General features: G+C 71.5%; 24 protein-coding genes. 10 read left to right on the top strand and 14 right to left on the bottom strand.

Annotated elements, in window-relative coordinates; all coding sequences use genetic code 11:
* The first annotated feature begins 4 nt into the window (after window positions 1-4).
* Window positions 5-760: a hypothetical protein gene (locus tag OH804_RS10595; RefSeq protein WP_406064703.1), complete on the top strand. Its 756-nt coding sequence runs from the start codon at window positions 5-7 to the stop codon at window positions 758-760.
* A gap of 39 nt (window positions 761-799) precedes the next feature.
* Here OH804_RS10595 and OH804_RS10590 read toward each other — a convergent pair whose 3' ends face one another.
* Window positions 800-1,309, bottom strand: a complete 510-nt coding sequence (locus OH804_RS10590; RefSeq protein ID WP_406064701.1) for a hypothetical protein — start codon at window positions 1,307-1,309, stop codon at window positions 800-802.
* A gap of 252 nt (window positions 1,310-1,561) precedes the next feature.
* On the opposite strand from OH804_RS10590, the gene OH804_RS10585 reads away from it, so the two are divergent.
* Entirely contained in the window at window positions 1,562-1,717 is a 156-nt protein-coding gene (locus OH804_RS10585; RefSeq protein WP_406064699.1) for a hypothetical protein, read from the top strand.
* Between the two features lie 19 nt (window positions 1,718-1,736).
* On the opposite strand, the gene OH804_RS10580 is transcribed toward OH804_RS10585, so the two are convergent.
* Genes OH804_RS10580 through OH804_RS10555 form a run of 6 tightly spaced genes read right to left on the bottom strand, consistent with a single transcriptional unit; the run spans window position 1,737 to window position 7,645 of the window.
* Complete coding sequence (locus OH804_RS10580) at window positions 1,737-2,582, bottom strand: PmoA family protein (protein ID WP_406064697.1); 846 nt, start codon at window positions 2,580-2,582, stop codon at window positions 1,737-1,739.
* Entirely contained in the window at window positions 2,579-3,250 is a 672-nt protein-coding gene (locus OH804_RS10575; protein ID WP_196923259.1) for a hypothetical protein, read from the bottom strand. Before OH804_RS10575 ends, OH804_RS10580 begins: the two co-directional genes overlap by 4 nt.
* Window positions 3,234-4,133 (bottom strand): carbohydrate ABC transporter permease, encoded by a 900-nt coding sequence (locus OH804_RS10570; RefSeq protein WP_231392662.1) that lies wholly within the window; start codon window positions 4,131-4,133, stop codon window positions 3,234-3,236. Before OH804_RS10570 ends, OH804_RS10575 begins: the two co-directional genes overlap by 17 nt.
* A complete protein-coding gene (locus OH804_RS10565) occupies window positions 4,133-5,116 on the bottom strand; it encodes a carbohydrate ABC transporter permease (RefSeq protein ID WP_196923260.1) in 984 nt (327 codons plus the stop codon). Before OH804_RS10565 ends, OH804_RS10570 begins: the two co-directional genes overlap by 1 nt.
* A gap of 29 nt (window positions 5,117-5,145) precedes the next feature.
* Window positions 5,146-6,495, bottom strand: coding sequence for an ABC transporter substrate-binding protein (locus tag OH804_RS10560; protein ID WP_406064694.1), 1,350 nt, complete (start codon window positions 6,493-6,495; stop codon window positions 5,146-5,148).
* Between the two features lie 19 nt (window positions 6,496-6,514).
* The gene (locus OH804_RS10555; RefSeq protein ID WP_366341598.1) at window positions 6,515-7,645 is read right to left on the bottom strand and encodes a LacI family DNA-binding transcriptional regulator; all 1,131 of its coding nucleotides are present in this window, start codon (window positions 7,643-7,645) and stop codon (window positions 6,515-6,517) included.
* A gap of 236 nt (window positions 7,646-7,881) precedes the next feature.
* Between OH804_RS10555 and OH804_RS10550 the strand changes: the two genes are divergently transcribed.
* The 7 genes from OH804_RS10550 (at window position 7,882) to OH804_RS10520 (ending at window position 17,105) form a co-directional block, all read left to right on the top strand.
* A complete protein-coding gene (locus OH804_RS10550; protein ID WP_406064692.1) occupies window positions 7,882-9,210 on the top strand; it encodes a Gfo/Idh/MocA family protein in 1,329 nt (442 codons plus the stop codon).
* A gap of 25 nt (window positions 9,211-9,235) precedes the next feature.
* On the top strand, window positions 9,236-10,669 hold the full coding sequence (gene uxaC, locus OH804_RS10545) for a glucuronate isomerase (protein WP_406064690.1): 1,434 nt from the start codon (window positions 9,236-9,238) through the stop codon (window positions 10,667-10,669).
* A complete protein-coding gene (locus tag OH804_RS10540; protein ID WP_406064689.1) occupies window positions 10,666-11,970 on the top strand; it encodes an enolase C-terminal domain-like protein in 1,305 nt (434 codons plus the stop codon). Before uxaC ends, OH804_RS10540 begins: the two co-directional genes overlap by 4 nt.
* Window positions 11,961-13,454 (top strand): mannitol dehydrogenase family protein, encoded by a 1,494-nt coding sequence (locus OH804_RS10535; RefSeq protein WP_406064687.1) that lies wholly within the window; start codon window positions 11,961-11,963, stop codon window positions 13,452-13,454. The genes OH804_RS10540 and OH804_RS10535 overlap by 10 nt, the downstream gene beginning before the upstream one ends.
* A complete protein-coding gene (locus OH804_RS10530) occupies window positions 13,444-14,658 on the top strand; it encodes a Gfo/Idh/MocA family protein (protein ID WP_406064685.1) in 1,215 nt (404 codons plus the stop codon). The genes OH804_RS10535 and OH804_RS10530 overlap by 11 nt, the downstream gene beginning before the upstream one ends.
* 76 nt (window positions 14,659-14,734) lie before the next feature.
* Complete coding sequence (locus OH804_RS10525) at window positions 14,735-15,460, top strand: HD domain-containing protein (protein ID WP_196923267.1); 726 nt, start codon at window positions 14,735-14,737, stop codon at window positions 15,458-15,460.
* A gap of 151 nt (window positions 15,461-15,611) precedes the next feature.
* On the top strand, window positions 15,612-17,105 hold the full coding sequence (locus OH804_RS10520) for an FAD-binding oxidoreductase (protein WP_406064683.1): 1,494 nt from the start codon (window positions 15,612-15,614) through the stop codon (window positions 17,103-17,105).
* Window positions 17,106-17,182: 77 nt separating this feature from the next.
* On the opposite strand, the gene OH804_RS10515 is transcribed toward OH804_RS10520, so the two are convergent.
* From OH804_RS10515 to mptB, 4 genes are read right to left on the bottom strand one after another with little or no spacing between them, the layout of a single operon-like run.
* Window positions 17,183-17,524 (bottom strand): barstar family protein, encoded by a 342-nt coding sequence (locus tag OH804_RS10515; protein WP_406064681.1) that lies wholly within the window; start codon window positions 17,522-17,524, stop codon window positions 17,183-17,185.
* A gap of 29 nt (window positions 17,525-17,553) precedes the next feature.
* On the bottom strand, window positions 17,554-18,003 hold the full coding sequence (locus tag OH804_RS10510; RefSeq protein WP_406064679.1) for a ribonuclease domain-containing protein: 450 nt from the start codon (window positions 18,001-18,003) through the stop codon (window positions 17,554-17,556).
* 59 nt (window positions 18,004-18,062) lie between these two features.
* Window positions 18,063-19,286 carry a glycosyltransferase 87 family protein gene (locus OH804_RS10505; protein ID WP_406064677.1) on the bottom strand — a complete coding sequence of 408 codons (1,224 nt, stop codon included), beginning with the start codon at window positions 19,284-19,286 and terminating at the stop codon, window positions 18,063-18,065.
* Window positions 19,283-20,686 carry a polyprenol phosphomannose-dependent alpha 1,6 mannosyltransferase MptB gene (mptB, locus tag OH804_RS10500; protein ID WP_406064675.1) on the bottom strand — a complete coding sequence of 468 codons (1,404 nt, stop codon included), beginning with the start codon at window positions 20,684-20,686 and terminating at the stop codon, window positions 19,283-19,285. The genes OH804_RS10505 and mptB overlap by 4 nt, the downstream gene beginning before the upstream one ends.
* A 214-nt stretch (window positions 20,687-20,900) precedes the next feature.
* On the opposite strand from mptB, the gene OH804_RS10495 reads away from it, so the two are divergent.
* Window positions 20,901-21,722 (top strand): hypothetical protein, encoded by an 822-nt coding sequence (locus tag OH804_RS10495; protein WP_406064673.1) that lies wholly within the window; start codon window positions 20,901-20,903, stop codon window positions 21,720-21,722.
* Window positions 21,723-21,760: 38 nt separating this feature from the next.
* Here OH804_RS10495 and OH804_RS10490 read toward each other — a convergent pair whose 3' ends face one another.
* The 3 genes from OH804_RS10490 to OH804_RS10480 all read right to left on the bottom strand — a co-directional run bounded on the left by OH804_RS10490 (window position 21,761) and on the right by OH804_RS10480 (window position 24,118).
* A complete protein-coding gene (locus OH804_RS10490; protein ID WP_406064671.1) occupies window positions 21,761-22,711 on the bottom strand; it encodes a DUF559 domain-containing protein in 951 nt (316 codons plus the stop codon).
* A gap of 230 nt (window positions 22,712-22,941) precedes the next feature.
* Complete coding sequence (locus OH804_RS10485) at window positions 22,942-23,199, bottom strand: hypothetical protein (RefSeq protein ID WP_406064669.1); 258 nt, start codon at window positions 23,197-23,199, stop codon at window positions 22,942-22,944.
* A 349-nt stretch (window positions 23,200-23,548) separates the two neighbouring features.
* The gene (locus OH804_RS10480) at window positions 23,549-24,118 is read right to left on the bottom strand and encodes a peroxidase (protein WP_406064667.1); all 570 of its coding nucleotides are present in this window, start codon (window positions 24,116-24,118) and stop codon (window positions 23,549-23,551) included.
* Window positions 24,119-24,310: the final 192 nt, after the last annotated feature.

The raw sequence follows: 24,310 nt of genomic DNA, 5'->3' as shown, positions 1-24,310 counted from the left end.
CGCCGTGGGTGACCTGCGCAAGCCGTTCCTGCTGCTGGCCATGCTCGCCATCGTCCTGGCGATCGGGGTCGAGCTCGGCGCCGGGCTGCTGCTCGGCGGCGCCGACGCCGGCGCGGCCCTCACCGACAGCGCCGGCGCGCTGGACGTGGAGCTCGACGACGTGTCCGGGGTCAGCGAACCGTCCGGCCGGGGCACCGGCTACCTGGCGTTGATCGACGCGGTGGCGGTCTGGAGCACCGGGCTGTTCTGCCTGGGCCTGCTGCTGCCCGAACGCGTCCAGGGTCGGGTACAGGGCGTCGCCAGCCTGATCTTCTCGATCATCCTGATCATCGTCGGGCTGATCGCGCTGGTCGTCGCGTTCGTGGAGCTGTCCATCATGGTGTCGCTGTTCCTGGCCGTCCCGTTCGGCACCCTGGCGTACCTGGCGCTGTGGGGCTTCTTCCCGGTCGGCGAGGCGGCGATGCTGCTCGGGCTGGTGCTGCTACTCAAACTGGTGTGGGCCGGGATGCTGGTGCTGGCCCAGCCGCGCTTCCTGCAGAACAAGGGGCTCGTCCTGCTGATCCTCACCACCCTGTTGTGCACTGTCGTGCTGGAGTTCCTGCACAACCTGGTGCCGGTGATCCTGGTCAGCATCGTCGACGACGTGGCGGCGCTGGTCTTCGCGATCATCGCGATCATCTGGGGGCTGGTGCTGTTGATCGGCTCCATCCCGGCGATCGTCAAGGCCATCCGAGTCACCGCCGCCCTACCGACCCGTTGACGCCACCACCCGCCCCTCGGGAGCCGGGCCTGACGGGGATCAGGTTGTCGAGGCGGACAGGTCCAGCACGGCGATCGCCTCATGGGTGTAGACCTCCAGGTCTTCGAACCACTGTGGATAGGACCCCCGCCGGCTGAAGAAGCGGATCGTGGCGCCCTGGAGGGCGAAGTCCTCGTCATCCACGTCGACGTGGATGGCGACCGCCGCCTGGAGCGTCGCCGAGCCCGGCAGGCCACGCGCCGCCGCCAGCATTCGGCGGGCGAAGTACAGGCCACGCGACGCCGCCCTGGGGAGGAACTCGACTTTCTCCCTACCCAGGTCGTCAAGAGACACGTGGACGTCGTTGATCTCGTACTCGCCTTCCCCGAGCGCCTCCGCCGGGATGTCGTGCACGCGCTTCGGCCGATGCGCCACGAGGAGGAGCGCGCCGCTCGGTTCCACCGTCCAGCCCGCGTCGAGTGTGTCCTGCTCCAGCTCGGGAACGGTCGGCTGGTCGGCGGCGAAGGCCGCGCTGCCGACCAGGCTCCGCATGGCGGCGTTGGTCCTCATCACGATCGTGGAACCCCCCGTGGACGTGACTGCCCCACTGACGACTTCCTCCGGCAACGTACGTCATCTCATCGCACCGCGAACGGATCCTCGACCACCCGGTCGTGACCCGGGTCGCCGGGATCACGCACGCGGGCTTTTTCCGGCCCCGGCCGGGCAGCGGCACCGCCGGCGGGGCCACCGACGGGGTCGCCGTCGAGGCGTACCGCTGGGGTTCGCTGACCGCCGGCGCGGGGGGTACGGACGGCCTCGATGCTGCTGCTGCCCTTCATGCGACTGCGTGATCCCCGCAGCCTGACCATCGACCCGGCGGACACCGTGCCGCCGCCGATCGAAGGCCACTGGCCGTACCACACCCAGGCCGCGTACCAGGTGGCGATCCGTGAGCTGATCGACCGGTCCAGCTGACCACCGGGGCCGCGCGGGTTCACGGCACCGTCGCGACCACTGCCGCCGCACCTTCCCGGTCGAGGGTTCCGTCGGCGACCCACACCCGGTACCGGCCGTGCCGGCGTCCACCGGCCGGCACCACCGCCGGGCGGTCGAACGCGAACGCCACGCAGACCCCCGGATACATCCCGGTCCGCACGAACCAGCGGTCGTCCGGCCCGAGGCCCGCGAAGACCAGGGTGTACGCCCCGCCGCCCGACCCGGCCCCGGTCAGCGCGAGCCACGGCGCCGCACTGCCGTTGACCGTCTCCTCCCCCGCCGCGTCGGCGGTGAACACCGCCGGTTCGCCGTCGGCGACCGCCCGCCAGAAGAACCCGCCGTAGCCGGCCCCGCCCGGCCGGCCGTTGGTGGCCGGGCTACCCAGGCGCACCTCCCGGTCGACCGGGGCGGTGAGGACGGAGTCCACGTCGAGCCGCCAGGTGCCCGGCGCGACCGCCGACACGGCGAGCCCTCGTCGTTCGGTCAGCAGCACCCCGCCGGCCCGGTCGCGCCACTGGAGATCGTGGGCGTACCGACCCGGGGACCGCTCGACCTCGCCGGTGTGCGCGATGACGCCGTGGTCGTCGCGCCAGGTGTAGCCGACGTCGCGGACGTAGGTGCGCCCGCCCCAGAGGTTGCTGCCGTCGACGTCCTGCACCGCGAGGGACGCGCCGAGGTGCCATACGTGGTCGGCGGGGAGCGCGTCGGTGACCACCGTTCCGCCGAGCGTGCGGACCGGGTGCAGGTACGGTCGGGGCCCGTGCCGTGGGTCCAGCGCCGGTTCGAGCACGTACCGCGCCACCTCCGTGGCATCGACCGTCAGCCGCACCGGTTCCCCGCTCACGTCAGCTCCCGGCGGCCGACTGCGGCGGCCGGGACCGACCGGCCGGCGGTGGGATCGGCCGGGACCGGCCGGCGGGCGGCGACGGCGTGCAGGGCGGCCACTGTGTAGCCGGCGAGGATCGGCACCGCGACCGGGGTGACCAGGACGGCGAGCAGCCCGGCCAGCGCGACGACCCCGGTGAGCGCGGCCCAGCGGTTGGGCGCGTCGAGGCAGGCGCGGGCGGCCGACCGGGCCGAGGCCCGCCACCGCCCTCCCCCGTTGCCGCCCACCTCGACGACGACCAGCCCGGCGTACCCGGCCAGGCCGGCAGCGATCAGCGCCGTCACCAGCAGCGCCGCCGGGCCGCCCGGCACCCGGCCGGTGGCCAGCGCCGCCAGGTCGGCGGCGAGCAGCGCGGCGCCGGTGAGCGCGAGCAGGCTGACCGGGACACCGGGCAGCACCGAACGGCCGAACCGGCGCACTGTCGTGCGCGCCGACGGCCAGCTGCCGGTGCGCGTCCAGTCGTGCACCGCCGCACTGGCAGTGCCCGCCGCCGCGGCGGCGGTGAGCAGGGGCGCCGCCGCCAGGGTCAGCAGGATGCCGAGCAGTGCGAGGTCGGCGGCGTCGCGGGCGACGTCGCGCCAGTCCCGCCGCCCGCCGGTGTCGACCGGTTCAGCCCTTGATGCCACTGGTGTTGATCCCCTCGACGAGCATCCGCTGGAACGCGACGAAGAACAGGAAGACCGGCAGCAGCGACAGCACCGACATGGCGAACATCGGGCCGACAGCGCTCTGGCTGGTCGAGTCGATGAACAGGGTCAGCGCGACCGGGACGGTGTAGTCCTCCAGTTGGGACAGGAAGACCAACTGCCGGAAGAAGTCGTTCCAGGTCCAGATGAACGAGAAGATCGCCGTGGTGACCAGCGCCGGACGGCTCAGCGGCAGGATGATGTGCCGGAAGATGCCGAACGGTCCGGCGCCGTCGATGCGGGCCGCCTCGTCCAGCTCCCGGGGGACGCCGCGCATGAACTGCACCATGAGGAAGACGAAGAACGCCTCGGTGGCCAGGAACTGCGGGATGAGCAGCGGCAGGTAGGGCCAGTCACCGCCGACCAGCCCGAGCGTGCGGAACAGGATGTACTGCGGAACGATCAGCACGTGCTGGGGCAGCAGCAGCGTGCCGATCATGACGGCGAACCACATGCCGCGCAGCCGGAACCGCAGCCGGGCGAAGGCGTACGCGGCCAGCAGGCAGGAGAGCCCGTTGCCGACGACGGTGAGCAGGCTGACCATGGTGCTGTTGAGGAAGAACCGGCCGAAGCTGACGTCGAAGTTGGACCACCCGGCGGTGTAGTTGCCCGGGGTGAACCGCTCGGGCAGCAGCCCGACGTTGTTGACGATCTCCTCCTGGGACTTCAGCGAGGTGCCCACCATCCAGATCAGCGGGTAGAGCACCACGGCGACGATCGCCACCAGGATCAGCAGTCGTAGCACGGGCCGTCCGCCGGGCCGTCGGCGCGCGTTCGGCGGCGCTGCGGTCGGCGCCGCGGTCGTCGGGGTCACCGTCACCATCACCGGTCCTCCCCGTCGGAGTAGTGCACCCAGAACCGTCCGGTGCTGAAGAAGATCGCGGTGATGACCGCGATGGCGAGCAGGAACACCCAGGCCATCGCCGAGGCGTAGCCCATGTTGAGGTCGGTGAAGCCGGTGATGTAGAGGTTCAGCGTGTACATCAGGGTGGAGTCGACAGGGCCGCCGGTGCCGTTGCTGAGCACGAACGCGGCGGTGAAGCCCTGGAAGCCGTTGATGGTCTCCAGCACCAGGTTGAAGAAGATGACCGGCGAGAGCATCGGCAGGGTGACGTTGCGGAACTGGCGGAACCGGCCGGCCCCGTCGACCGACGCGGCCTCGTAGAGCTCGGTGGGCACCTGCTTGAGCCCGGCCAGGAAGATCACCATCGGTGCGCCGAACTGCCAGATGGCCAGCACCATCAGTGTTTCGAGGGCCCAGTCGGGGTCGTTGACCCACGGTTTGCCGGTGATGCCGAAGAGGCTCAGCAGCGAGTTGAACGCGCCGTCGCGGTTGAACATGTTGACCCAGACGATGGCCAGCGCGACGCTGCCGCCGAGCAGGGACGGCAGGTAGAACAACCCGCGGAACAGCCCGACGCCGCGCCAGGCGCGGTTGAGCAGCAGCGCCACGCCGAGCGCAGCGGCCAGCTTCAGCGGTACGGCGATCAGCGCGAAGGTCACTGTCACCCGCACCGCGTGCCAGTACGACGGGTCGGCGGTGAACATCCGCTCGTAGTTCGCCAGCCCCACCCACTCCACCTCGGAGAAGGGGGTGAGGATGTCGTAGTTGGTGAAGCTCAGGTAGAGCGACAGCAGCATGGGGACTGCCGTGACACCCATCAGGCCGATGAGCCACGGCGACAGGAAGACGTACCCCGCCAGACCTTCGCTGTTCCGGAAGCGTCCGGGCCCACGCCGCTCAGCGTGGGCCCGGTCGGATCCGGGGCCGCGTCGGGTCGGGTCGGGAGCCGTGGTCAACGCCACGAACAGCTCCTCTCCTCGCCTTGACGGCGTCAGGCGATGGCGGACTTGCACGCCTCGACGAACTGGGCGGCGGCCTCGGCGGGAGTGGTCCGGCCGTACTGGGCGTTCTCGGCGGCCTTGACCAGCTCGGACTTGACCTTGCTGTGGCCCTTGATCGGCACCTGCGGCGACTTGCCGAACTTCTGCGTCAGCTCCGCCTCGACGGCGATGGACTGCTTCATGGCCGGGTCGGTGGTGTCGTCGCTGACCACGCGGCGCAGGTCCAGGTTGGACGGTAGGCCCCGGTCGGTGCCGAGCAGCTTGACCGCCTCCACGTCGTTGTTCAGGAAGTTGATCACGTCGACCGCGACGTCCTTGTGCTTGCTGCCCTTGAACACCGACCAGTACATCGAGGCCCGGGCCCACTGGGCGCTGGGGTCGCCGGGGTAGGCGATGACGCCCAGCTCGTCCTTGGTGTTCTTCTTCAGGTCCGGCATCTGGTTGGCCCAGACCCAGGAGGTCGCCGACTTGCCGGTGACCACCAGCTGCTTGGTGACGTCGCTGGAGTTGCCCTCGTGGATGACGTCGGCGGTCGGGGTGGCCTTGCGGTCCCGGGCGCCCTTCCACAGGTCGAACCACTTGGTCACGTCCTCGGCGGTGAAGCCCAGCTCCTTGCCCTGGTAGAGGTCCTTGCCCTGCTGTCGCAGCCAGACCCAGAAGGCCTTGTAGTCGGCGCTCGGGTCCTGGGTGCCGGGCACCTTGGTCTTGGCGGTGACCTGCTCGGCCCAGGCGATGTGCTCCTCCCAGGTCATTCCGGTCGTGGGCTCGGGCAGGTTGTTAGTGGTCAGCAGCGTCTTGTTGTAGACCAGACCCTGGGTGTTCTCCCCGGCGGCCAGGCCGGCGAGCTTGCCGTCGACCACGCCGTACTGCCAGAGGCTCTCCGGGAACTTGGAGGTGTCCAGCTTTCCGGACTTCTGGTACGAGGTCAGGTCGAGCGTGCTGTTGCGGGCCGCGTACTCGGCCAGGTAGTTGTCGTCGATCTGGAACAGGTCCGGCGGGTTGCCGCCGGCGGTGAGCGTGGCCAGCTTGTCGAAGTAGCCCTGGTTGGCCTGCCAGGTCTTCTCGAAGGTCACGTTCGGGTGCTTCTTGGTGTAGAGCGCGAGGGCGTCCTCGGTCAGCTTGGCCCGGGCGTCGCCGCCCCACCAGAAGATGGAGAGCTTCACCGGGGCGTTCGGGTCGGCGGCGCCACCGTCGTCGTCGCCGCAGGCGGCGGCGCCGAACATCAGCGGTGCGGCGACCGTCACCGCGAGCAGGCCACGCAGCAGGCGCCGCCGGGGCAGCGGGGTACGGTGGGCGCGCCCGACGGGCGCGTCAGTGGTGGGGGGCGTTGCGGGGTGCATGTGCGCTCACTCCTCGGCATTAGGAGGCGACGGCGTCACCGGTGGCCGCAGTCGGGATGCCCGGGTCCGCAGGGCAATGCGGGCCCGGGCCACGTGGTGCGGCCAGGGGACGTGCCGGTCGGGCGTACGGGCCCGGGCCGGTCGAGTCGCGGATGACCAGGTCGGTCTGGAGCATTACCTGTGCGGTGGTACGACGGACGCCGAGCGCCGTGCCGGCACCGGACCCCCGCGCACCGCGCGGTGACTCGATGTCCTGTTGCAGCAGCATGTCGACGGCCGTCCGGCCGGCGGCCCCGGTGGGTGTGGCCACCGTCGTCAGTTTGGGGCGGGTCAGCCGGCTCAGGGTGATGTCGTCGACCCCGACGACGCTCACCTCCTGCGGCACCCGGACCCCGAGCGCGTCCAGCCCTTCGATCAGGCCGATCGCCATCAGGTCGTTGTAGGCGAGCACCGCCGACACGCCGCTGCGTTTCACCTGCTCGGCGACGGCGGAGCCGCCGACCTCGGTGGGCGCGTTGGGGCCGAGCAGTGTCAGCTCTGCGCCACCGGCTCGGGCGGCCGCGCCGGCGGCACGGCGCATCTCCCGGTTGGTCCACGAGCTGCGTGGGCCACCGAGCAGCGCGATGCTGCGGTGCCCCAGGCCGACCAGGTGCTCGATCGCCGAGCGGGCGCCCTGCCCGACGTCCATCAGCACGCAGGGCAGGCCGGTCACCTGGCGGTTCACCACGACCAGTGGCACCTCGCGGCTGAGCTGCTCGATCAGGCTGTTGCTCATCCGAGGGCTGCAGAGCAGCACTCCGTCCACCTGCTTGGCCAGCGCGTGGACCAGCTCTTCCTCGGCGGTCGGGTCCTCGTTGGTGTCGGCCACGAAGACGTGGTAGTCGCGGTGCCGGGCCTGACTCTCCGCCGCCTTGATCAGCGGCGGGAAGAACGGGTTCGCGATGTCCGCGATGATCAGCCCGATGTTGTGCGTCCGCCCGGTTATCAGGGCCCGGGCGGCACGGTTCGGCCGGTAGCCCAGATCCTCCGCGCAGGCGAGCACCCGGACCCGGGTCTCCGGGTTGACCAGGTGCGGTGCGGAGAAGGTGCGGGACACGGTGGAGATGTGCACACCGGATGCTCGGGCGACGTCCCGGATGGTGACTGGCACGGCGGCCCCTTCGTCCGATGTGGTGGCGGTCACGCAGGTGTGGCCCATTAATGCAAACGGTTGCGTCAGTGTCAACGGTCAATGGTTACGGCTTCGTTGCACCAACGCTCCCCATGGTGACCTGCTACCTCCCAAACGCTGACATATGACCCCGATCCCGCTGGCGTCGTTGACGCGATCGGATCGATCGTGATTACTTCATTGCAAACCTTTGCAGGATCACGGGAGGTGACCGCATGTCACCGAGAGCCGCCGCACGGGCCCGGTACGCCGTCGTGGGCACCGGCGCGCGGGCCGAGATGTTCGTCCGGGCGCTGGTGCTCGACCACGCCGACACCACCGAGCTGGTCGCCTTCGCCGACGTCAACCAGGCCCGGATGGACGCGCACAACCGCTGGCTGGGCGAGCTGGGTCACCGCCCGGTGCCCACGTACCCGGCCGGTGACTTCGCGGCCATGCTGGACTCCGAACGTGTCGACGTCGTTCTGGTCACCAGCGTGGACGTCACCCACGACGAGTACGTGGTGGCCGCGCTGCGCGCCGGCCGGCAGGTCGTCACCGAGAAGCCGATGACAGTGGACGCGGCCCGCTGCCGGCGGATCCTGGACACCGTGACCGAGACCGGCGGTCGGGTGACCGTCGCCTTCAACTACCGCTACAACCCACTGCACGAACAGGTTCGCCGGCTGCTCGCCGAGGGCGCGGTCGGCGAGATCGGCTCGGTGCACTTCGAGTGGCTGCTCGACGTCCGCCACGGCGCCGACTACTTCCGCCGCTGGCACCGCGACAAGGCCAGCTCCGGTGGGCTGATGGTGCACAAGGCCAGCCACCACTTCGACCTGGTCAACTGGTGGCTGGCCGCCACACCCGTCGAGGTGTACGCGGCCGGTCGACTCTTCTTCTACGGTGAGGACGGTCGCCGGCACGGGTACGCCCGCGACTACGACCGGGCGCACGGCTCCCCCGCCGCCGCCGACGACCCGTTCGCGCTGCGGCTGGACGCGCACCCTCGCCTGCGAGAGCTGTACCTCGACGCCGAGGCCGAGGACGGCTACCAGCGCGACCGCAACGTCTTCGCCCCCGGGGTGAGCATCGAGGACGACATGGCGGTGCTGGCCCGCTACTCCACCGGCGCCACGATGACCTACCACCTCACCGCGTACGCGCCCTGGGAGGGCTACCGGGTGATGGTCAACGGCAGCCGGGGCCGACTGGAGCTGGACGTGGCCGAGAACGACTTCGTCGACCGGGGCACCGCCGGCGCGGTCAAGGGCGCCGCCCTGCACGGTGCCGAGGCGCCGGCCGAGGGCGGAGGTGCGACGCTGACGTTGCGCCCGTTCTGGGCCCCGCCCCGGCAGATCCCGGTGGAGGGTCGCAGTCGGCACGGGCACGGTGGCGCGGACGCCCGGATGACCGGGGTGCTCCTCGGCGGTCAACCCGACCCGCTGGGCCGCGCCGCGACCGCCGACGACGGCGCGTTGGCCCTGCTCACCGGCCTGGCCGCCAACAGGTCCTTCGAGACCGGCCAACCCGTCCGCGTCGCCGACCTGCTCACCCCCCGCTGACACAGGAGACGAGGAGCCCCACCCCGTGCCCACGTTCGACCACACCGACCTGCTCCTGCCGCCCGAACCGGGCCAGCGCGCGCTGGCCCGGGAGCTGTACGCCCTGGCCGCGGCGCAACCCATCATCTCGCCGCACGGGCACGTCGACCCGGCCCTGCTCGCCGAGGACCGCCCCTTCCCCGATCCGGCGCAGCTGCTCATCGTGCCCGACCACTACCTGACGCGGATGCTGCTCAGTCAGGGCGTACCCCCGGCGGATCTGGGGGTGCCCACCCGCGACGGAAGCCCGGTGGAGGCCGACGGCCGGGTGATCTGGCGACGGTTCGCCGCGCACTGGCACCTGTTCCGGGGCACCCCGTCGCGGCTCTGGCTGGAGCAGACCTTCCGCACTGTGTTCGGGGTGCATACCGCGCTTCGCCCGAGCACGGCCGACGCCGTCTACGACGAGATCGCCGCCCGGCTCGCCGAGCCGGACTTCCGGCCCCGGGCGCTCTTCGAGCGGTTCAACATCGAGGTCCTGGCGACCACCGAGTCGCCGCTGGACGACCTCGCGCAGCACGCCAAGCTCGCCGCGGACGGGTGGGGCGGGCCGGGCGGCCGGGTGGTCACCACGTTCCGCCCGGACGACGTGGTGGACATGGAGTTCGAGGGCTGGTCGACAAACGTGGACCGCCTCGGGGACCGGGCCGGTGAGGACACCGGCACGTACGCCGGCTACCTGGCCGCGCTGCGGGCCCGACGCGCCGCGTTCATCGCCGCCGGCGCGACCTCCTCGGACCACGGCCACCCCACCGCGCGCACCCTGGACCTGACCCCGGCCGAGGCCGAGCGGCTCTACGACCGGGGCCGGCGCGGCGAGGCCGACGCCGCCGACGCGGAGGCGTTCCGGGCGCACATGCTCATGGAGTTCGCCCGGATGTCGCTCGACGACGGCCTGGTCATGCAGCTGCACCCCGGCGCGGTGCGCAACCACAACAGGTGGTTGCACGCCCGGCACGGCCGCGACGTCGGCGGGGACATTCCGCAGGCCACCGAGTACGTGCACGCGCTCGCCCCGCTGCTGGAGCGCTACGGCAACGACCCCCGGCTGCGACTGGTGCTCTACACGCTCGACGAAGACACCTTCACCCGCGAGCTGGCGCCCCTCGCGGGCGGGTACGCCGCGCTGCTGCTCGGCGCGCCCTGGTGGTTCCTGGACTCCCCTGAGGTGCTTCGCCGGTTCCGGGAGGCGGTCACCGAGAGCGCCGGCTTCTACAACACCACCGGGTTCGTCGACGACACCCGGGCGTTCTGCTCCATCCCGGTACGCCACGACGTGGCCCGCCGGGTGGACGCCGGCTTCCTGGCCCGGCTCGTCGCCGAACACCGGCTGCCGATGGACGAGGCCGCCGAGACCATCGTCGACCTGGCGTACCGGCTGCCCAGGCGGGTCTTCAACTTCGGAGGACAGGTTCAGTGACGGTCACCATCACCTCTGTCGAGGTGCACGACGTGCGGTTCCCCACCGCCGCCCGGGGCGACGGCTCCGACGCGATCAATCGGGGTGACTACTCGGCGACGTACGTGGAGCTGGGCACCGACGCCGGCCCGACCGGCGCAGGGTTCACCTTCACCAACGGCCGGGGCAACGAGATCACCTGCGCGGCGGTGCGCGCCCTGGCCCACCACGTGCGGGGGCGCACGGTCGAGGAGATCGTGGCCGAGCCGGTGGCGTTCTGGCGTTCGCTCAGCGCCGACGTGCAGCTGCGCTGGCTGGGCCCGGAGAAGGGCGTCATCCACATGGCGACCGGCGCGCTGGTCAACGCGGTGTGGGACCTGCGGGCCACACTGGCCGGCAAGCCGATGTGGCGCTTCCTCGCCGACCTGCCCACGGACGACCTCGTGGCCAGCGTCGACTTCCGGCACATCACCGACGCGCTCACTCCGGACGAGGCGGCCGCCATCCTCGACAAGGGACTGGTCGGATCCGATGGCCGGCTCGCGGAACTCGAGCAGAGTGGGTTCCCGTCGTACACCACCTCGGTCGGGTGGCTCGGCTACCCCGACGACAAGGTGCGGGCGCTGACCCGGCAGGCGTACGCCGACGGCTGGCGGGCGATGAAGATGAAGGTCGGCGGCCCGCTCGCCGACGATCTGCGGCGGGCCCGGATCATCCGGGAGGAGATCGGCCCGGACGCGCTGTTGATGATGGACGCCAACCAGGTCTGGGACGTCGACGAGGCGATCACCGCGATGGCGGCGCTGGCCGAGGTGGACCCGTACTGGATCGAGGAGCCCACCCACGCCGACGACATCCTCGGGCACGCCCGGATCGCCCGCGCTGTCGACGAGTTGACCGCCGGCCGCTGCCGGGTGGCCACCGGTGAGGTGGCCGCCAACCGGGTGATCTTCAAACAGCTGCTCCAGGCCGAGGCGATCGGGGTGATGCAGATCGACGCCTGCCGGGTCGGTGGCGTCAACGAGGTCCTGGCCGAGCTGCTGCTGGCGGCGAAGTTCGGCGTGCCGGTCTGCCCCCACGCCGGCGGGGTGGGCCTCTGCGAGTACGTCCAGCACCTGGCGATCTTCGACTACCTGCGGGTGGGCACCGGGCTGGATGGTCGGATGATCGAGTACGTCGACCACCTGCACGAGCACTTCGTGGATCCGGTGCGGACCCGCGACGGCCGCTACCTGCTGCCCGAGCGGCCCGGTTACAGCGCCACCATGAAGCCCGCGTCGATCGCCGAGTTCCGCTTCCCGGACGGTCCGGCATGGCGGTGACCGTCGGGGCCTCCCGGCTGGGCCTGGGCATGCTGCGCCGACTGCCCGCCGAGGCCCGCCCGCTGATCCGGCCGGGCACCGTGCCGACCGGCGTCGTACACCTGGGGTTGGGCGCGTTCCACAGGGCCCACCAGGCGGTCTTCACCGAGGCGGCGGTCGGCGCGGCTGGCGGTGACTGGGGCATCGTGGCCGTCGCCCCGCGCAGCGCCGCCGTGGTCGAGGCGATCGCCGCGCAGGACAACCTGTTCAGCGTCAGCGCCCTCTCCGCCGCCGGCAGCGCCACCCGGGTGGTGGGCGCCCTGAGTGGCGTCCGGCACGCGCCCAGCGACCCGGACGCCGTGGTGGCGCTGCTCGCCGACCCGGCGGTGCGCGTGGTGACCCTGACCGTCACCGAGAAGGCGTACCAACTCGACCCGGTGACCGGCCAGCTCTCCCCGGACTCGGCGCTCGCCGCGGACCTGGCCGGCGGCGGACCCCCGACCACGGTGCCGGGGCTGCTGCTGCGCGGGCTGGCCGCCCGGGCCGCGGCGGACGCCGGGCCGGTGGCTCTGGTGAGCTGTGACAACCTGCCCGCCAACGGTCGACGGCTGCGCGGCATGCTCGACCAGGCGGTCGAGCGGGCCGGCGGTGTGCCCGCCGGGCTGGTCGACTGGGTGGCCGGCAACGTCACCTGCCCGGGCACGATGGTGGACCGGATCGTGCCGGCCAGCACCCCGGAGACGATCGAGGCGGCCCGGCGGGCGCTCGGCGTGACCGACCTGGCCGCGGTGGCCGCCGAGCCGTACGCGCAGTGGGTGATCGAGGACGACTTCCCGGGCGGTCGGCCCGGTTGGGAGTTCGCCGGGGCGGTGCTCACCGACGACGCGGGCCCGTGGGAGCGGTTGAAGCTGCGCGCCCTCAACGGGGTGCACTCGGCCACCGCGTACCTCGGAGCGTTGGCCGGTCGGGAGACGATCGCCGACGCGCTGGAGATCCCGCACCTGCGCGACGTGCTGCGCCGACTGATCGCCGAGGACGTGGCGGCCAGCTTCACCCCGCCGGACGGGGTCCGGGTGGTCGACTACGGCGAGCAGGCCCTGGCCCGGTTCGGTAACCCGGCGATCCACCACCGCACCTTCCAGGTGGCGATCGACGGCTCCCAGAAGCTGCCGCAGCGCGTCCTGCACACCATCGCCGACCTGCGTGCGGCCGGGCGGTCCGCGCGTTGGGGCGCGCTGGTCGTGGCGTCCTGGTTGCGCTTCGCGCTGGGGTACGCCGACGACGGCCGGCCGTTGCCGTTCCAGGACCCACTGGCCGGGCCGATCCGGGCCGCGCTGGACGCCGGGGTGCAGAGCCCGGCGGGCGCTGTCGACGCGGTCTTCGCGCTGCGCGACGTCATCCCGGTGGAGGTGGCCGAGGACGACGAGGTCCGCGCCGACGTGATCGCCTGGCTGACCGCGTTGGAGCGGCACGGCGTCGAGGCCACCCTGGCCGGTGGCCGGTGACCGGGTCGACCCGGGCCGGTCGGTGGTGAACGCGGCGACGCCGCCGCCCCGGGTGGCGGTAATCGGGGCGAACGGGCACGGTCGCTGGCACCGGCGGGTGATCGCGCCCCTGCACGCCGCCGGTCGGCTGCGGTTGGTCGCCCTGGTCGACGTCCGGCCGGTGGAGGACGACCCGGCCGCCCCGGTGCCGCCCGGGGTGGCGGTCTTCACCGACCACCGGGCGATGCTCGCCGCCACCCGACCGGAGGTGGTGGTGATCTGCACACCGCCGCACACCCACCTGGCGATCGCCCGCGACGCCCTGGCCACCGGCGCGGACCTGCTGCTGGAGAAGCCGCCGGTGCTGTCGTTGGCCGAGCACGAGGAGCTGACCTGGGCCCTCACCGCCGCCGGCCGGGTGGCCCAGGTCGGCTTCCAGGCGCTGGGCTCGGCGGCTCTCACCGCGCTGACCGACGCGCTGGCCGCCGGCCGGCTGGGCACTGTCACCGGCATCTCCACCGTCGCCGCCTGGCAACGGCCGGACGCCTACTACGCCCGCTCCGCCTGGGCCGGTCGACGGAGTCTGGACGGCCGGCCGGTGCTGGACGGCGCGCTCGCCAACCCGCTCGCGCACGCGGTGATGCAGTGCCTGGCGATCGCCGAGGCGCTCGCCGGGGCGACGCCCTGGCCGGTCGCGATCGAGGTGGAACGCTACCGGGTCCGGCCGATCGAGGTGGAGGACACCGCAGTGCTGCGGGTCCGGTTCCGGGCCGGGCCGCCGGTACTGGTGGCGGTGACCCTGGCCGCCGAGGAGTTCGTGGCCGGCGAGGTGGTGGTGACCGGTACGACGGGGAAGGCGGTGCTGGAGTACCCGACCGACCGGTTGCGCCTGCCTGGCGACGTGGTGACCCGCCGGGTGCCGGGGCGGCTGGGGTTGCTGGAGAACCTGCTCGCCCACCGGGACGACCCGTCGGGCGTGCCATTGATCGCGCCGCTGGCCCGTACCGCGCCGTTCACCGCCCTGCTGGACGCGTTGCGGTCCGCGCCGGAGCCTCGGCTGCTCGACGGCGATCTGGTGACCACCCTCGGCGAGGGCGGGGAGCGGGTCCGCCACCTGCGGGGCGTCGTCGACGTGTTGCGTCGGGCGGCCGAGCGGGGGGCGCTGCCGAGCGAGCTGTCGGTGCCGTGGGCGTCCGGCGCGTACCGCGCCGAGCTGACCGGATAGCGGCCGCCCGCGACTCGCGGTCGGGTCGGCGACGTACGGGCTCATCGATGTGGTGAAGATCGGCTATAAGTGACGCATGGACTTCCCGCCGCACCTGGGCAGCATGCCGATGCACGCGATCACCGAGATCCACGGCGAACCGGGCCTGCTGGAACGTTTCCGGTTGGAGGTCCAGCAGTTCGACGACGAGGCCCGGGCGCGGTTGACCGCCGCGCTCGACCTCGCCGCCGAGCTGCACCGCGACGATCGACGCGTCCGTGAGCCGTACCTGAACCACCTGCTGCGGGTGGCGATCCGGTTGATGCACCACTACCAGGTGCGCGACGTGGACGTGATCGTCGCCGGTCTGCTGCACGACGCCGTGGAGGACCATCCGACCGAGTTGGCCGACGGCGACCCGGGCACCGACCCGACCGGGGCCGCGCTGGCCGCGCTCGCCGCGCGGTTCGGACCACGGGTGGCCACCCTGGTCGCCGCGGTCACCAATCCGGTGTACGACCCCGAGCGGGACCGCAACGAGCAGTACCGGGAGCACCTGGCGGTCAGCCTGGACCGGGAGCCCTGGGCCCGGGTGATCAAGGTGTCGGACTTCACCGACAACGGCGTGGGTGTGATCCACACCGTCGGGCCGAAGGTGGTCTCGTCGGCCCGGAAGTACCGGCCGCTGGTGCCGCTGTTCCGGGACCTGATCGGCCGGCCGGACACGCCGTTGTCGCCTGCGGTGAAGCGGCACATCTTCGGCCAGCTGGATCTTGCCGAGGAGCGGTTCAGCGCCATCCTGGACCAGCCCGCCCCGAACTGACCCGTCCCCGGATCACCCGACCGGGTTCCGTGACAAGTTCTCAGATCTGTTCGGAAGCCTCGGGCATTACGGTTGGTTTTGCGCCGAATGAGAGGAAATGCCCCTCTCGGTTCGTCTTTCGGCCGTGTCACCAATCGAGAGGATTCTGACCATGCGCGACCTTTCCCGTCGTGATCTGCTCAGGGCGACGGCCGTCGGCGCCGGAGCGGTCGCTATCCCGAGCATGATCTCCGGCAGCTCGGCCATCGCGGCCGACGGTCCCGGGTGGCCCTCCGACACGAAGTTCCCACCGGCACAGCTGACCGGCCGGATCGTCCGCCCGCAGAGTCCCAACTACGCGGAGGCCAGCCTCGGCTGGGACGAGCTGTTCGTGCACTACCCGCTGGTCATCGTCTTCGCTCAGGAGACCCAGGACGTGGTCAACGCGCTCACCTGGGCGCGGCAGCACGACGTCGCGCTGCGGGTACGCAGTGGCCGGCACAACCTGGAGGGCTGGTCGAACGTCGACAACGGCATCGTGATCGACGTCAGCGAGCTGAAGGACGTCCACATCGACACCGCCACCCGCACGGCGAAGGTCGGCGCGGGGCTCACCCAGTCGGAGGCGGTGACCGCCCTCGGGGAGCACGACCTCGCGGCGACGACGGGCACGGAGGGAACCGTGGGCCTCTCCGGCGCGACCCTCGGCGGCGGCTTCGGCTTCCTCACCCGCTACATCGGGATGGCCTGCGACAACCTGATCGGCGCCGAGATCGTCGTCGCGGCGGGCGCCGACGGCGCGAAGGTGCTCGAGGTGGACCCGTGGAACTACCCGGACCTGCTCTGGGCGCTGCGCGGAGCGGGCAACGGCAACTTCGGGATCGTCACGTCCCTGACCTACAAGGTCGCCCCGCTCACCAGCGTCGCCTACCTTCAGGTGACCTGGCCCGGTCTCGGCGACCTGCACGAGGTCTTCGACGCCTGGCAGCGTGTCGGACCCTTCACCGACCCCCGCCTCGGCACCCAGGTCGAGGTCCACCCGGACGAGATCCTGCTGTTCGCGGTGCTCGCGGAGGGTTCCGAGGCGGAGGCCAGGAAGCTGCTGGCACCGATCCTGTCGATCGGCAACCCCACTGTCACCGTGCAGATCGGCGGCTGGGGCGACGTCTACGCAGACTTCCAGATCCCCAACGAGGAGGAGCCGGCGAAGTGGAAGTTCTTCTCCCAGTTCACCCGCGAGCCGTTCCCGGAGAAGGCGGTCAGCATCGTCCGTGAGTTCATGGAGAAGTCGCCCTCACCCGACAGCAACTTCTTCACCCAGGCCTTCGGTAGGGGGGCGCAACGGCAGGAGCCGTTCGGTGGCGCGGCCTTCCCGCACCGCGACGCGCTCTTCTACTCCGAGCCCGGCGTCGGCTGGGGCACCCGCGGCGAACCCGACAGCGACGACGCCGTCACCCCGATCGCCCAGACCTGGATCGCCGAGTTCAGCCAGGCGCTGCGGCCCTACGTGGACGGCGCCTACGTCAACGTGCCGAACATCGGCATGGCCGAGTGGGAGAAGGCCTACTGGGGGCACAACTTCCCCCGGCTGCGCAAGATCAAGGCGAAGTACGACCCGCACAACGTCTTCCAGTACGAGCAGAGCATCCCGCCCGCGACGCACTGACCCGGGATGGCCGGCGGTGCGGGTGACGCCACCCGCACCGCCGGGCACCGCCGCCGAAGACGGGGTCGCGTCGGCGGTCAGGACGGCGCGGCCTCGTCGAGGATGACGCGCAACGCGTGCGGGGCACTGGTGGCGAGGTCGCCGAGCACGGCGAGCAGCAGACCGTACTGATCGGACGGCTCGTCGACGAGCAGTTGGCCGGCGTCGGTGATCAGCACTGCGAGCGGACCGGCGTCGAGCCGGTCCCGAAGCACGTCGGAGAGGGCGTCCCAGGTCTCCCCCAGGTAGGCCGGCAGGGCCAGCACGGCGGCGAGCGCGGCGAAGAGCCCGGCCCTGGTCCGCGTCGTCGCTCCGGCCAGCACCACCGCGCCGGGCACGTCGAGGCCGCCGTCGTGGCAGGTGATCAGCCAATCGGGCACCCGACCTGCTTGCTCGTCGACCATCACGTTCAGAGCCGGTAGAAGTCGGTGTAGTGGTTGGGCGAGAACCAGGTGACCCCGGTACTGCGGTTCACCACGATCCGGTACGCGTCCCGGGCGGCGCCCTGGGTGCGCGGGTAGACGTCGTACTCGTAGTAGGTGGCGTTGGTGGGCAGTTGGCCCTCGTAGTTGTAGAACTGGCCGCCGGCGAAGTTGAACTTCCCGCCACTCCAGGAGTACCAGCCTCGGCTGGTCGGGAACCCCTTGGCGGACCAGCCCGAACGGGCGGTGCGGGCGTCCGCGCAGCGGCTCATGGTGCAGGAGCTGTAGACCGACGCCGAGGCCGGGTCGGTCAACCGGGGGGAGACCACGGACGGGCCGACCAGCGCGGCGGCGACCATGGCGAGGAGAAGGGCGAGCGTGGTGGTACGCCGGCGGATCGCGCCGAGCGTGGCCAGTGGGGACACGAGGGTGGACACAGGCTGCCTCCAGACCATCCGATCCATTGATCCGCGTGAGTGTCGGACCGGACCCAGTCTCACCGCTGCCGGTCGACGGCAACACCCCTCGGCACCCCAACTGCTCCACAATGCTCGGTGAACCCCGGATGATCACCTGTCTCGGCGCGCCCGATCGGGAGCAACGCGAGCATGCCGAGGCTGACCCAGACGTACGCGTTGGCGCCCACGAACCCCCACGGCCCGTCCGACCCGTTGGCGAAGACCCAGACCAGCCCACTGCACAGCACGACGTAACCGGCGGCACCGGCACGCGCCCGACGATGAGCCGCCGCGTCGACCGGCGGCCACGGCAGCGTGGACGCGGCGAGCACCACCAGCCCCGGCACCAGCCACACCAGGTGGTGCACCCAGGTGACCGGGCTGACCAGGCACGCGGCAACGCCGGTCAGCGCGAAGCCGGCCCGTTCGTCGCCGTCACGCACCGCCCGGCGTGCCCGTACCGCCCACACCGCCAACACGGCCACGACCAGCAGCAGCCACACCCGCCGGTCCGGGTGCGCCGGGTCGAGCCGGGCGACCAGGCCGAGCAGCGACTGGTTCGACACGTACGCCAAGTCACCGACCCGGTCGGTGTCCCACAACGCCTCGGCGAAGAACGTGCGGCTGGCCTGCGGCGCGAGCGCCGCCGCGACCACTGTGGCGCCGACGAGTGTGCCGGCGGCCGTGGCAGCGGCCCGCCACCGCCCGGTGACCAGCAGATACCCGATGAAGATCGCCGGGGTCAGCTTGACGGCGGCGGCCAGCCCCACCCCCACTCCGGCCAGCCGACTGCCCCGCTCCAACAACCACAGGTCCACATACACCAGCGCCACCAGCGACAGGTTGACCTGCCCGAAGCTGACAGTGTCCCGCACCGGGTTGAGCCCGGCCAGCAGACAGCAGGCCAACGCCAGCGCGTACCAGCGCGTCCACCCGTGCCGACGGGCCAACGGGTCCACCAGCAGGTGCAACAGGAACGCGACCGCCAGCGCGGTGAGCAGCAGGTTCGCCACGATCGTCGGGTACCAGGCCAGCGCGGCCATCGGCAGCATGGTCACCGCGGCGAACGGCGGATAGGTGAAGCCGTACCCGTTGCCGGTGGTCCAGTCGTACAGGTCACCGCCGCGTACCCAGTGCCCGACCGCGCCGTGGTAGACACCGACGTCGAACCAGCCCCGATGCCCGGGCAGCAGCGCGATCGCCACCGCCAGCACGGTGACCAGGCCGAACACCGTCGCCACCCGCCGCCGACCCACGTTCATCGGGCCAGCCCCACCGTGGCGGGCGGCACCAGCAGGCGCAGCGAGCCGACCGCGAGCAACCCCACCAGCACCCCGGCTGCGGCCAGCACCGCCTGCGCCACGTCGGGTCCGAAGCCGCTGGGCAGCGCCACGAACGCGAGCACCACCGCGCCCAGCGCCGCCGCCGGGCGGGCCCGCCCGTGCGCCGCCGCCGCGAGCAGCACCAGACCCCAGAGCGCGTACCAGGGCCGGGTCGCCGGGCCGAGCAGCGCCGCCGCCACCAACACCAACCCCAGCGCGTACGCCGGGCCAAGCCGTCGCCGATGCCACCACACCCCAAGCGCCACGGCCAGTGCGACGGCCACGCCCAGCGCCAGGCAGAACCGCATCGGGGCGTCGCCCAAGTGCAGACCGAACCGCCCAGCCGTGCGCGACGCCACCCGACCCAGCGCGCTGGAGATCGACCAGCTGTGCCGGTACATGGGGGTGCCGAGCGCGCCGACCCACCCGTACCCGATGCCGGTGGCCCAGGTGACCACGGCGGCGGTGCCCACCGCGAACCCGGCCGTGCGGGCCACCGAGGCCGGAAGCCCGCGGTGGCGCGCGGCGAGCGACCCGACCACCAGCAGCCCGACCACCGCCGGCACCTTGACCAGCGCGGCGAGGGTGACCAGCACGGTGGCCGTGCCGTAGCGGTGCTCGAAGGCGAGACTCAGCCCGGCCACCAGCAGCCCCAGCATCACCGCCTCGTTGTGCGCGCCCGCGATGAGGTGCAACGGTACGAGCGGGTTGAGCACGCCCAGCCAGAGCGCGGCAGCCGGGTCGACACCGCAGTGCCGCGCCAACCGGGGCAGGTACGCCACCAACAGCGCCACCCCGGCCAGCGCCACCAGGCGCAGACCGAGCACGCCGAGCACCAGCTTGCCGCCCGTCACGCCACTGACCACGGCCGCCACCGCGAGGAACACCGGCCCGTACGGCGCGGGCGTCTGCTGCCACATCTGCGGCACCTCACCGGCCAACGCGCCGCCCAACTGGGCCACCCCGTGCCGGTACACGTCGATGTCGGCGAGGACCATCGCGCCCTGCGCCAGGTAGCTGTACGCGTCGCGGCTGAACAGCGGCGGCGCCACCAGCAACGGCCCCGCCCAACAGAGCAGAGTGAGCGCGGCGGAGCGCCGGTCGACGACCTCGTCGGGGGCGTGCGGGTGTCGGCCCGCCCACCACCAGGCGGCCACGAGCAGGGTCAGGCCGGCGTACCCGCAGAGCAGACCCGGCCCCGCGAGCTGCCGCAGCCCGCTCCACCAGGCCGTGTGCGCGCCGACCGGGAGCGCCCCGGCGGCCAGGCCGGCGCCGGACAACACTGTGGCACCGACGCCCCCGAGCAGCCGGTACGCGACGACGGTCGGCAGTGTGCGCACCCGGGCAGGATGTCGTCCGCGGCTGACCGCCACCCGACGTGCGGACGATCAGCAGGCGACGGCGCGATGTCGGACCGGCGCGGCCGCCCCGCCATCGACGGTGCATGGTCTGGTTCGTGTCGATATGCGGTCTGCTCGGTGACGGCGTGGCGACCGGCATATCGGTCACCGGTTGTTAGCGTGAAACGCGGATCCGTGACCGTGGAGGGGTGCCATGACGGACGCCCCCGACGGGAGGCCGAGGCCCGCGGACCAGTGGCGGCACCGGGGTGTACGAGGGTTGACCATCGCCCGCGACGCCGGTGTGCGCGGCTGGCGGTGGTGGGCGCGAAGCTGGGACCGGCTGGTCGCCGCACTCCAGGACGAGGCACCCGTCGGCTCCGCTGCCGCGCCGTCGCCGTCCGGTCCCCTCGTCGAACAACGCGACGCGCCCCGACTGATCGCGGTCCCCGCACGCGGTTACGTGTACTCGTTCTACATCCGCGCCACGTTCGCCTGGTCGTCGCCGGCGAGCCTGCGGTCGGAGGTGCTGAGCTGGTACGTGCAGTACTTCCAAGCCAACGCCATCCAACGGCTGACCCGGCTCGCCGCCGACGCCGCCCGGGACCTGCCCCCGCACCGGGCCGGTGACCTGGAGGTGGCGTTGCAGCGGGCGCTCGCCGAGGATCCCCTGTGGCACTACCAGCGGGGCGACATCACGCTGACCTGCCGCCCCGACGCCGCCGTACGCCTCGACGAACGGATCATGCCGGCGCTCCAGCCACACGTCGACCGCCTGGTCAAGCTGGAATACCAGTTCGACGAGCAGATCCGAAAGGCCCGGTACGCCGAGGAACTCAGCCGCCAGTGGGCGACGATCCTCGATGATCACGCGGACGACGATGACCTTGCCGACGCCCGCGACCACATGCTCGCCGCGCAGCGAGAAGCCGCACGATGGATCGCCGAACTCCTCCACCGCCACGCCAACCCCTCGAGCGACCCGACCACCCGGGTCCCCCCACAAGCGTCTTCAAGATCACTTGATGGTGAGTAGTTGTTCGGGGCTGTCGAGAACTACTGAGCATCAAGTGATCATGGGCTTCCGTGACGGTTGGCGAGGATGGCCAGAGTCTCCTGGCGGACCGTGGCCGGATCCGTGGTGAGGCGACGGTGGCTGAAGCGGACGACGAGGATGCCAACGGTGGCGAGCAGAGCGTCGCGGCGGAGGTCGATCTCGCGCTCGGCAGGATCGCCATGGCTGGTCGCGCCGTCCAGCTCGATGTTGACCCGTTCCGCCTCGGCGAACATGTCGAGGTAGATCGTCCGGGCACCTACCCGTATCCGTGCCTGCCGGGTGAACGTCGGCATTCCCGGCCCGGTGAAGACGTGGTCGTGGCCCCAGATCTCCAATGGGCTGCGGCAACCGGCGGCGAGGCGATCCACCAACCCGCGCACCGCCGCGCGGCCGGGCAACCTCGGCACCTCGGCAAGAGCGGCGGCGAGGCGTTGCGGCGTGGTCAGCCGGTCGTTGACCGCGCGGATGAGCAGGCTGGATCGGTTGACCGGCGGCAGCAGGGGCCAACAGTCCACCAGGGTCCGGTCGAGCCGGGTGACCGGCAACCCTCCCCGCATCACCACGTGCGGCGGCTCCACCGCCAAGCCGGGCCGATGCCGCATCACGAGATGCGGCAGGCTCCTCATGCCCGATTCGGTGGACAGGTCGATATGCACCGGCTCACCCGATGGTTGACGCCGTAGACCCCACACGTCGAGCGCGGTCAGTCGACTGAGCGCCCCGCGCCCTCCCGCATGCGCCAGCGCGGCCCGACGAGCCAGCTCCGGTTCGATCCGCGCGAGAGGTGGCAGATCAGGGTCGACATCCCGGACGAGCCCTGTATCGACGTAGACCTCCGGCAGGACCCGGACCACTCGACCGGCCCGGCACGCGCCCTGGAGTGTCCACGGCGGCGCCACGCGGAGCACGTCCCGTCGGGTAGCCAGACCACCGCCTCGGTCGAGCAGGGATTGCAAGCGCGCGTCCACCGGCCCACCCTGCCGTCGAGCGTCACCCCCGCGGGGGTTGCTGTGGACAACAGAAGCACCTGTGGATGACGGCCCGAGCCCTACCCAGCTGTGGTACGCGCCGCTGAGCGCCCCGCACCGACGGACCAGCTGGGCAGCTACCTACCCATGGCAGAAGGCCGCCGCCGGTCTGGTCGACCCCGGCGACGGCCAATCGGGTCCGGGAGCGCCGGTCCAAGCAGGTGCGTGCGCTAGTAGGTGAAGGTCCAGAGGAAATAGAAGCCGGGGGCGTTGGGGCCGTACTGGCGGTACTCGCAGTAGTACCAGCTCCACAGGCCGGTCCGAACACCCTCACTGCCGTAACTGTTGCAGAACTGACCGTCGGAGTAGACGTTGCGCAGCGTGCCGCCTGGCGGATCCGCCGCAGCCGGAGCGGCGCTGAACCCGACCAATCCGCCCAGCGCCAGCGCCACCGCCGTCACCAGGGTCGCCCATCTGCGTCCGCGCATGAAGCCTCCTCCAGATAGATGTCCACAGTGCAGATCGGTGCCGCGCCGAGCCGAGGCCAGGACATCGAAGTTCGTGACAGTGAAGGCTTGCATGGGCGCGTGCGATTCGGCTCCCGACAATCGGCGGCGCTACCGCGACGATCCGCCCGCGATCTCCGTCGAATGGGCATCCGCCCTGAACACGCGTCAGCCGCCGTGCCACGTGTGGGCGTCAGGTCGGACACCCTGTTGGTGGGGCAATCACCGAGCACCAGTCGGTCAGGTTGAAGAAAGGTAGGTCATCTGCACTGGCTCGGCGAGAACCGCCAGGCCGCCGGAATGTCGGACGGTCGGTGCGTTCTCTCTGGGTCTAACCGCCGAAGCTCAGCGCCTGCCGCAGATCCACGTCCAGGCTCTCGTTGTACTGCGGATCGGGCTCGGCCCCGGCAGCGCTGAGGACGGTGCTGAAGAAGCATCTGGCGCCAGCGGCGAGGATCACGGAGAAGATTTCCGTGTCATCGAGACCGTGGCCACGCAGGCCCGCGACGTCGGCCTCGGTGACGGAGTTCGCATCGGCCGCGACCTTTCCGGCGAAGTTGACGACTGCGACCTCCTGCGCGGAGAGACCGGCGCTGCCGTGGTCTGACGCGATGGCGGCGACGGTCGGCGCGTCGAAGAACTTGTCGCGTAGGACCTTTCCATGTGCCAGGCCGCAGTAGGAGGATTTCAGGGCCCGGGCGGCGGCGAGGGTCGCCAACTCGTAGCGGCGCAGCTCCATCCCGGCCTTCACCGCACCGTTGAGCTGCTGCCATGCCAGGTACACGGCCGGGTTGTGGGCGAACAGTCTGGTGTAGTTGGGCAGGTAGCCCATCGCCTTCGTGTCGGTATCGAACATCCGCTCGGTGTCCGGTGACTGTTCTGCCTGCTGCAGGAAACTCATCCGACTCCTCCCATACTTGACCCGGGACGGTACGCCGTTGGGACTGCGGACGCTGTCGGGAAATCGGCCGTGCACGGCGGGCCCTGACACTCGACGATCGTCAGGTGACGAAACACCTCCTCACACTTGATCTACTCGTTGTCGCCCACCCGCACCGCCCAGCTTGGGCAGTAGCGCCGCGCAGCAGCCGTC

This window comes from Micromonospora sp. NBC_00860, from assembly GCF_045207375.1.
GTDB lineage: Bacteria > Actinomycetota > Actinomycetes > Mycobacteriales > Micromonosporaceae > Micromonospora > Micromonospora vinacea.
The sequence above is the reverse complement of the archived record's forward strand: the minus strand, read 5'-3'. Positions and strand labels throughout refer to the sequence as shown.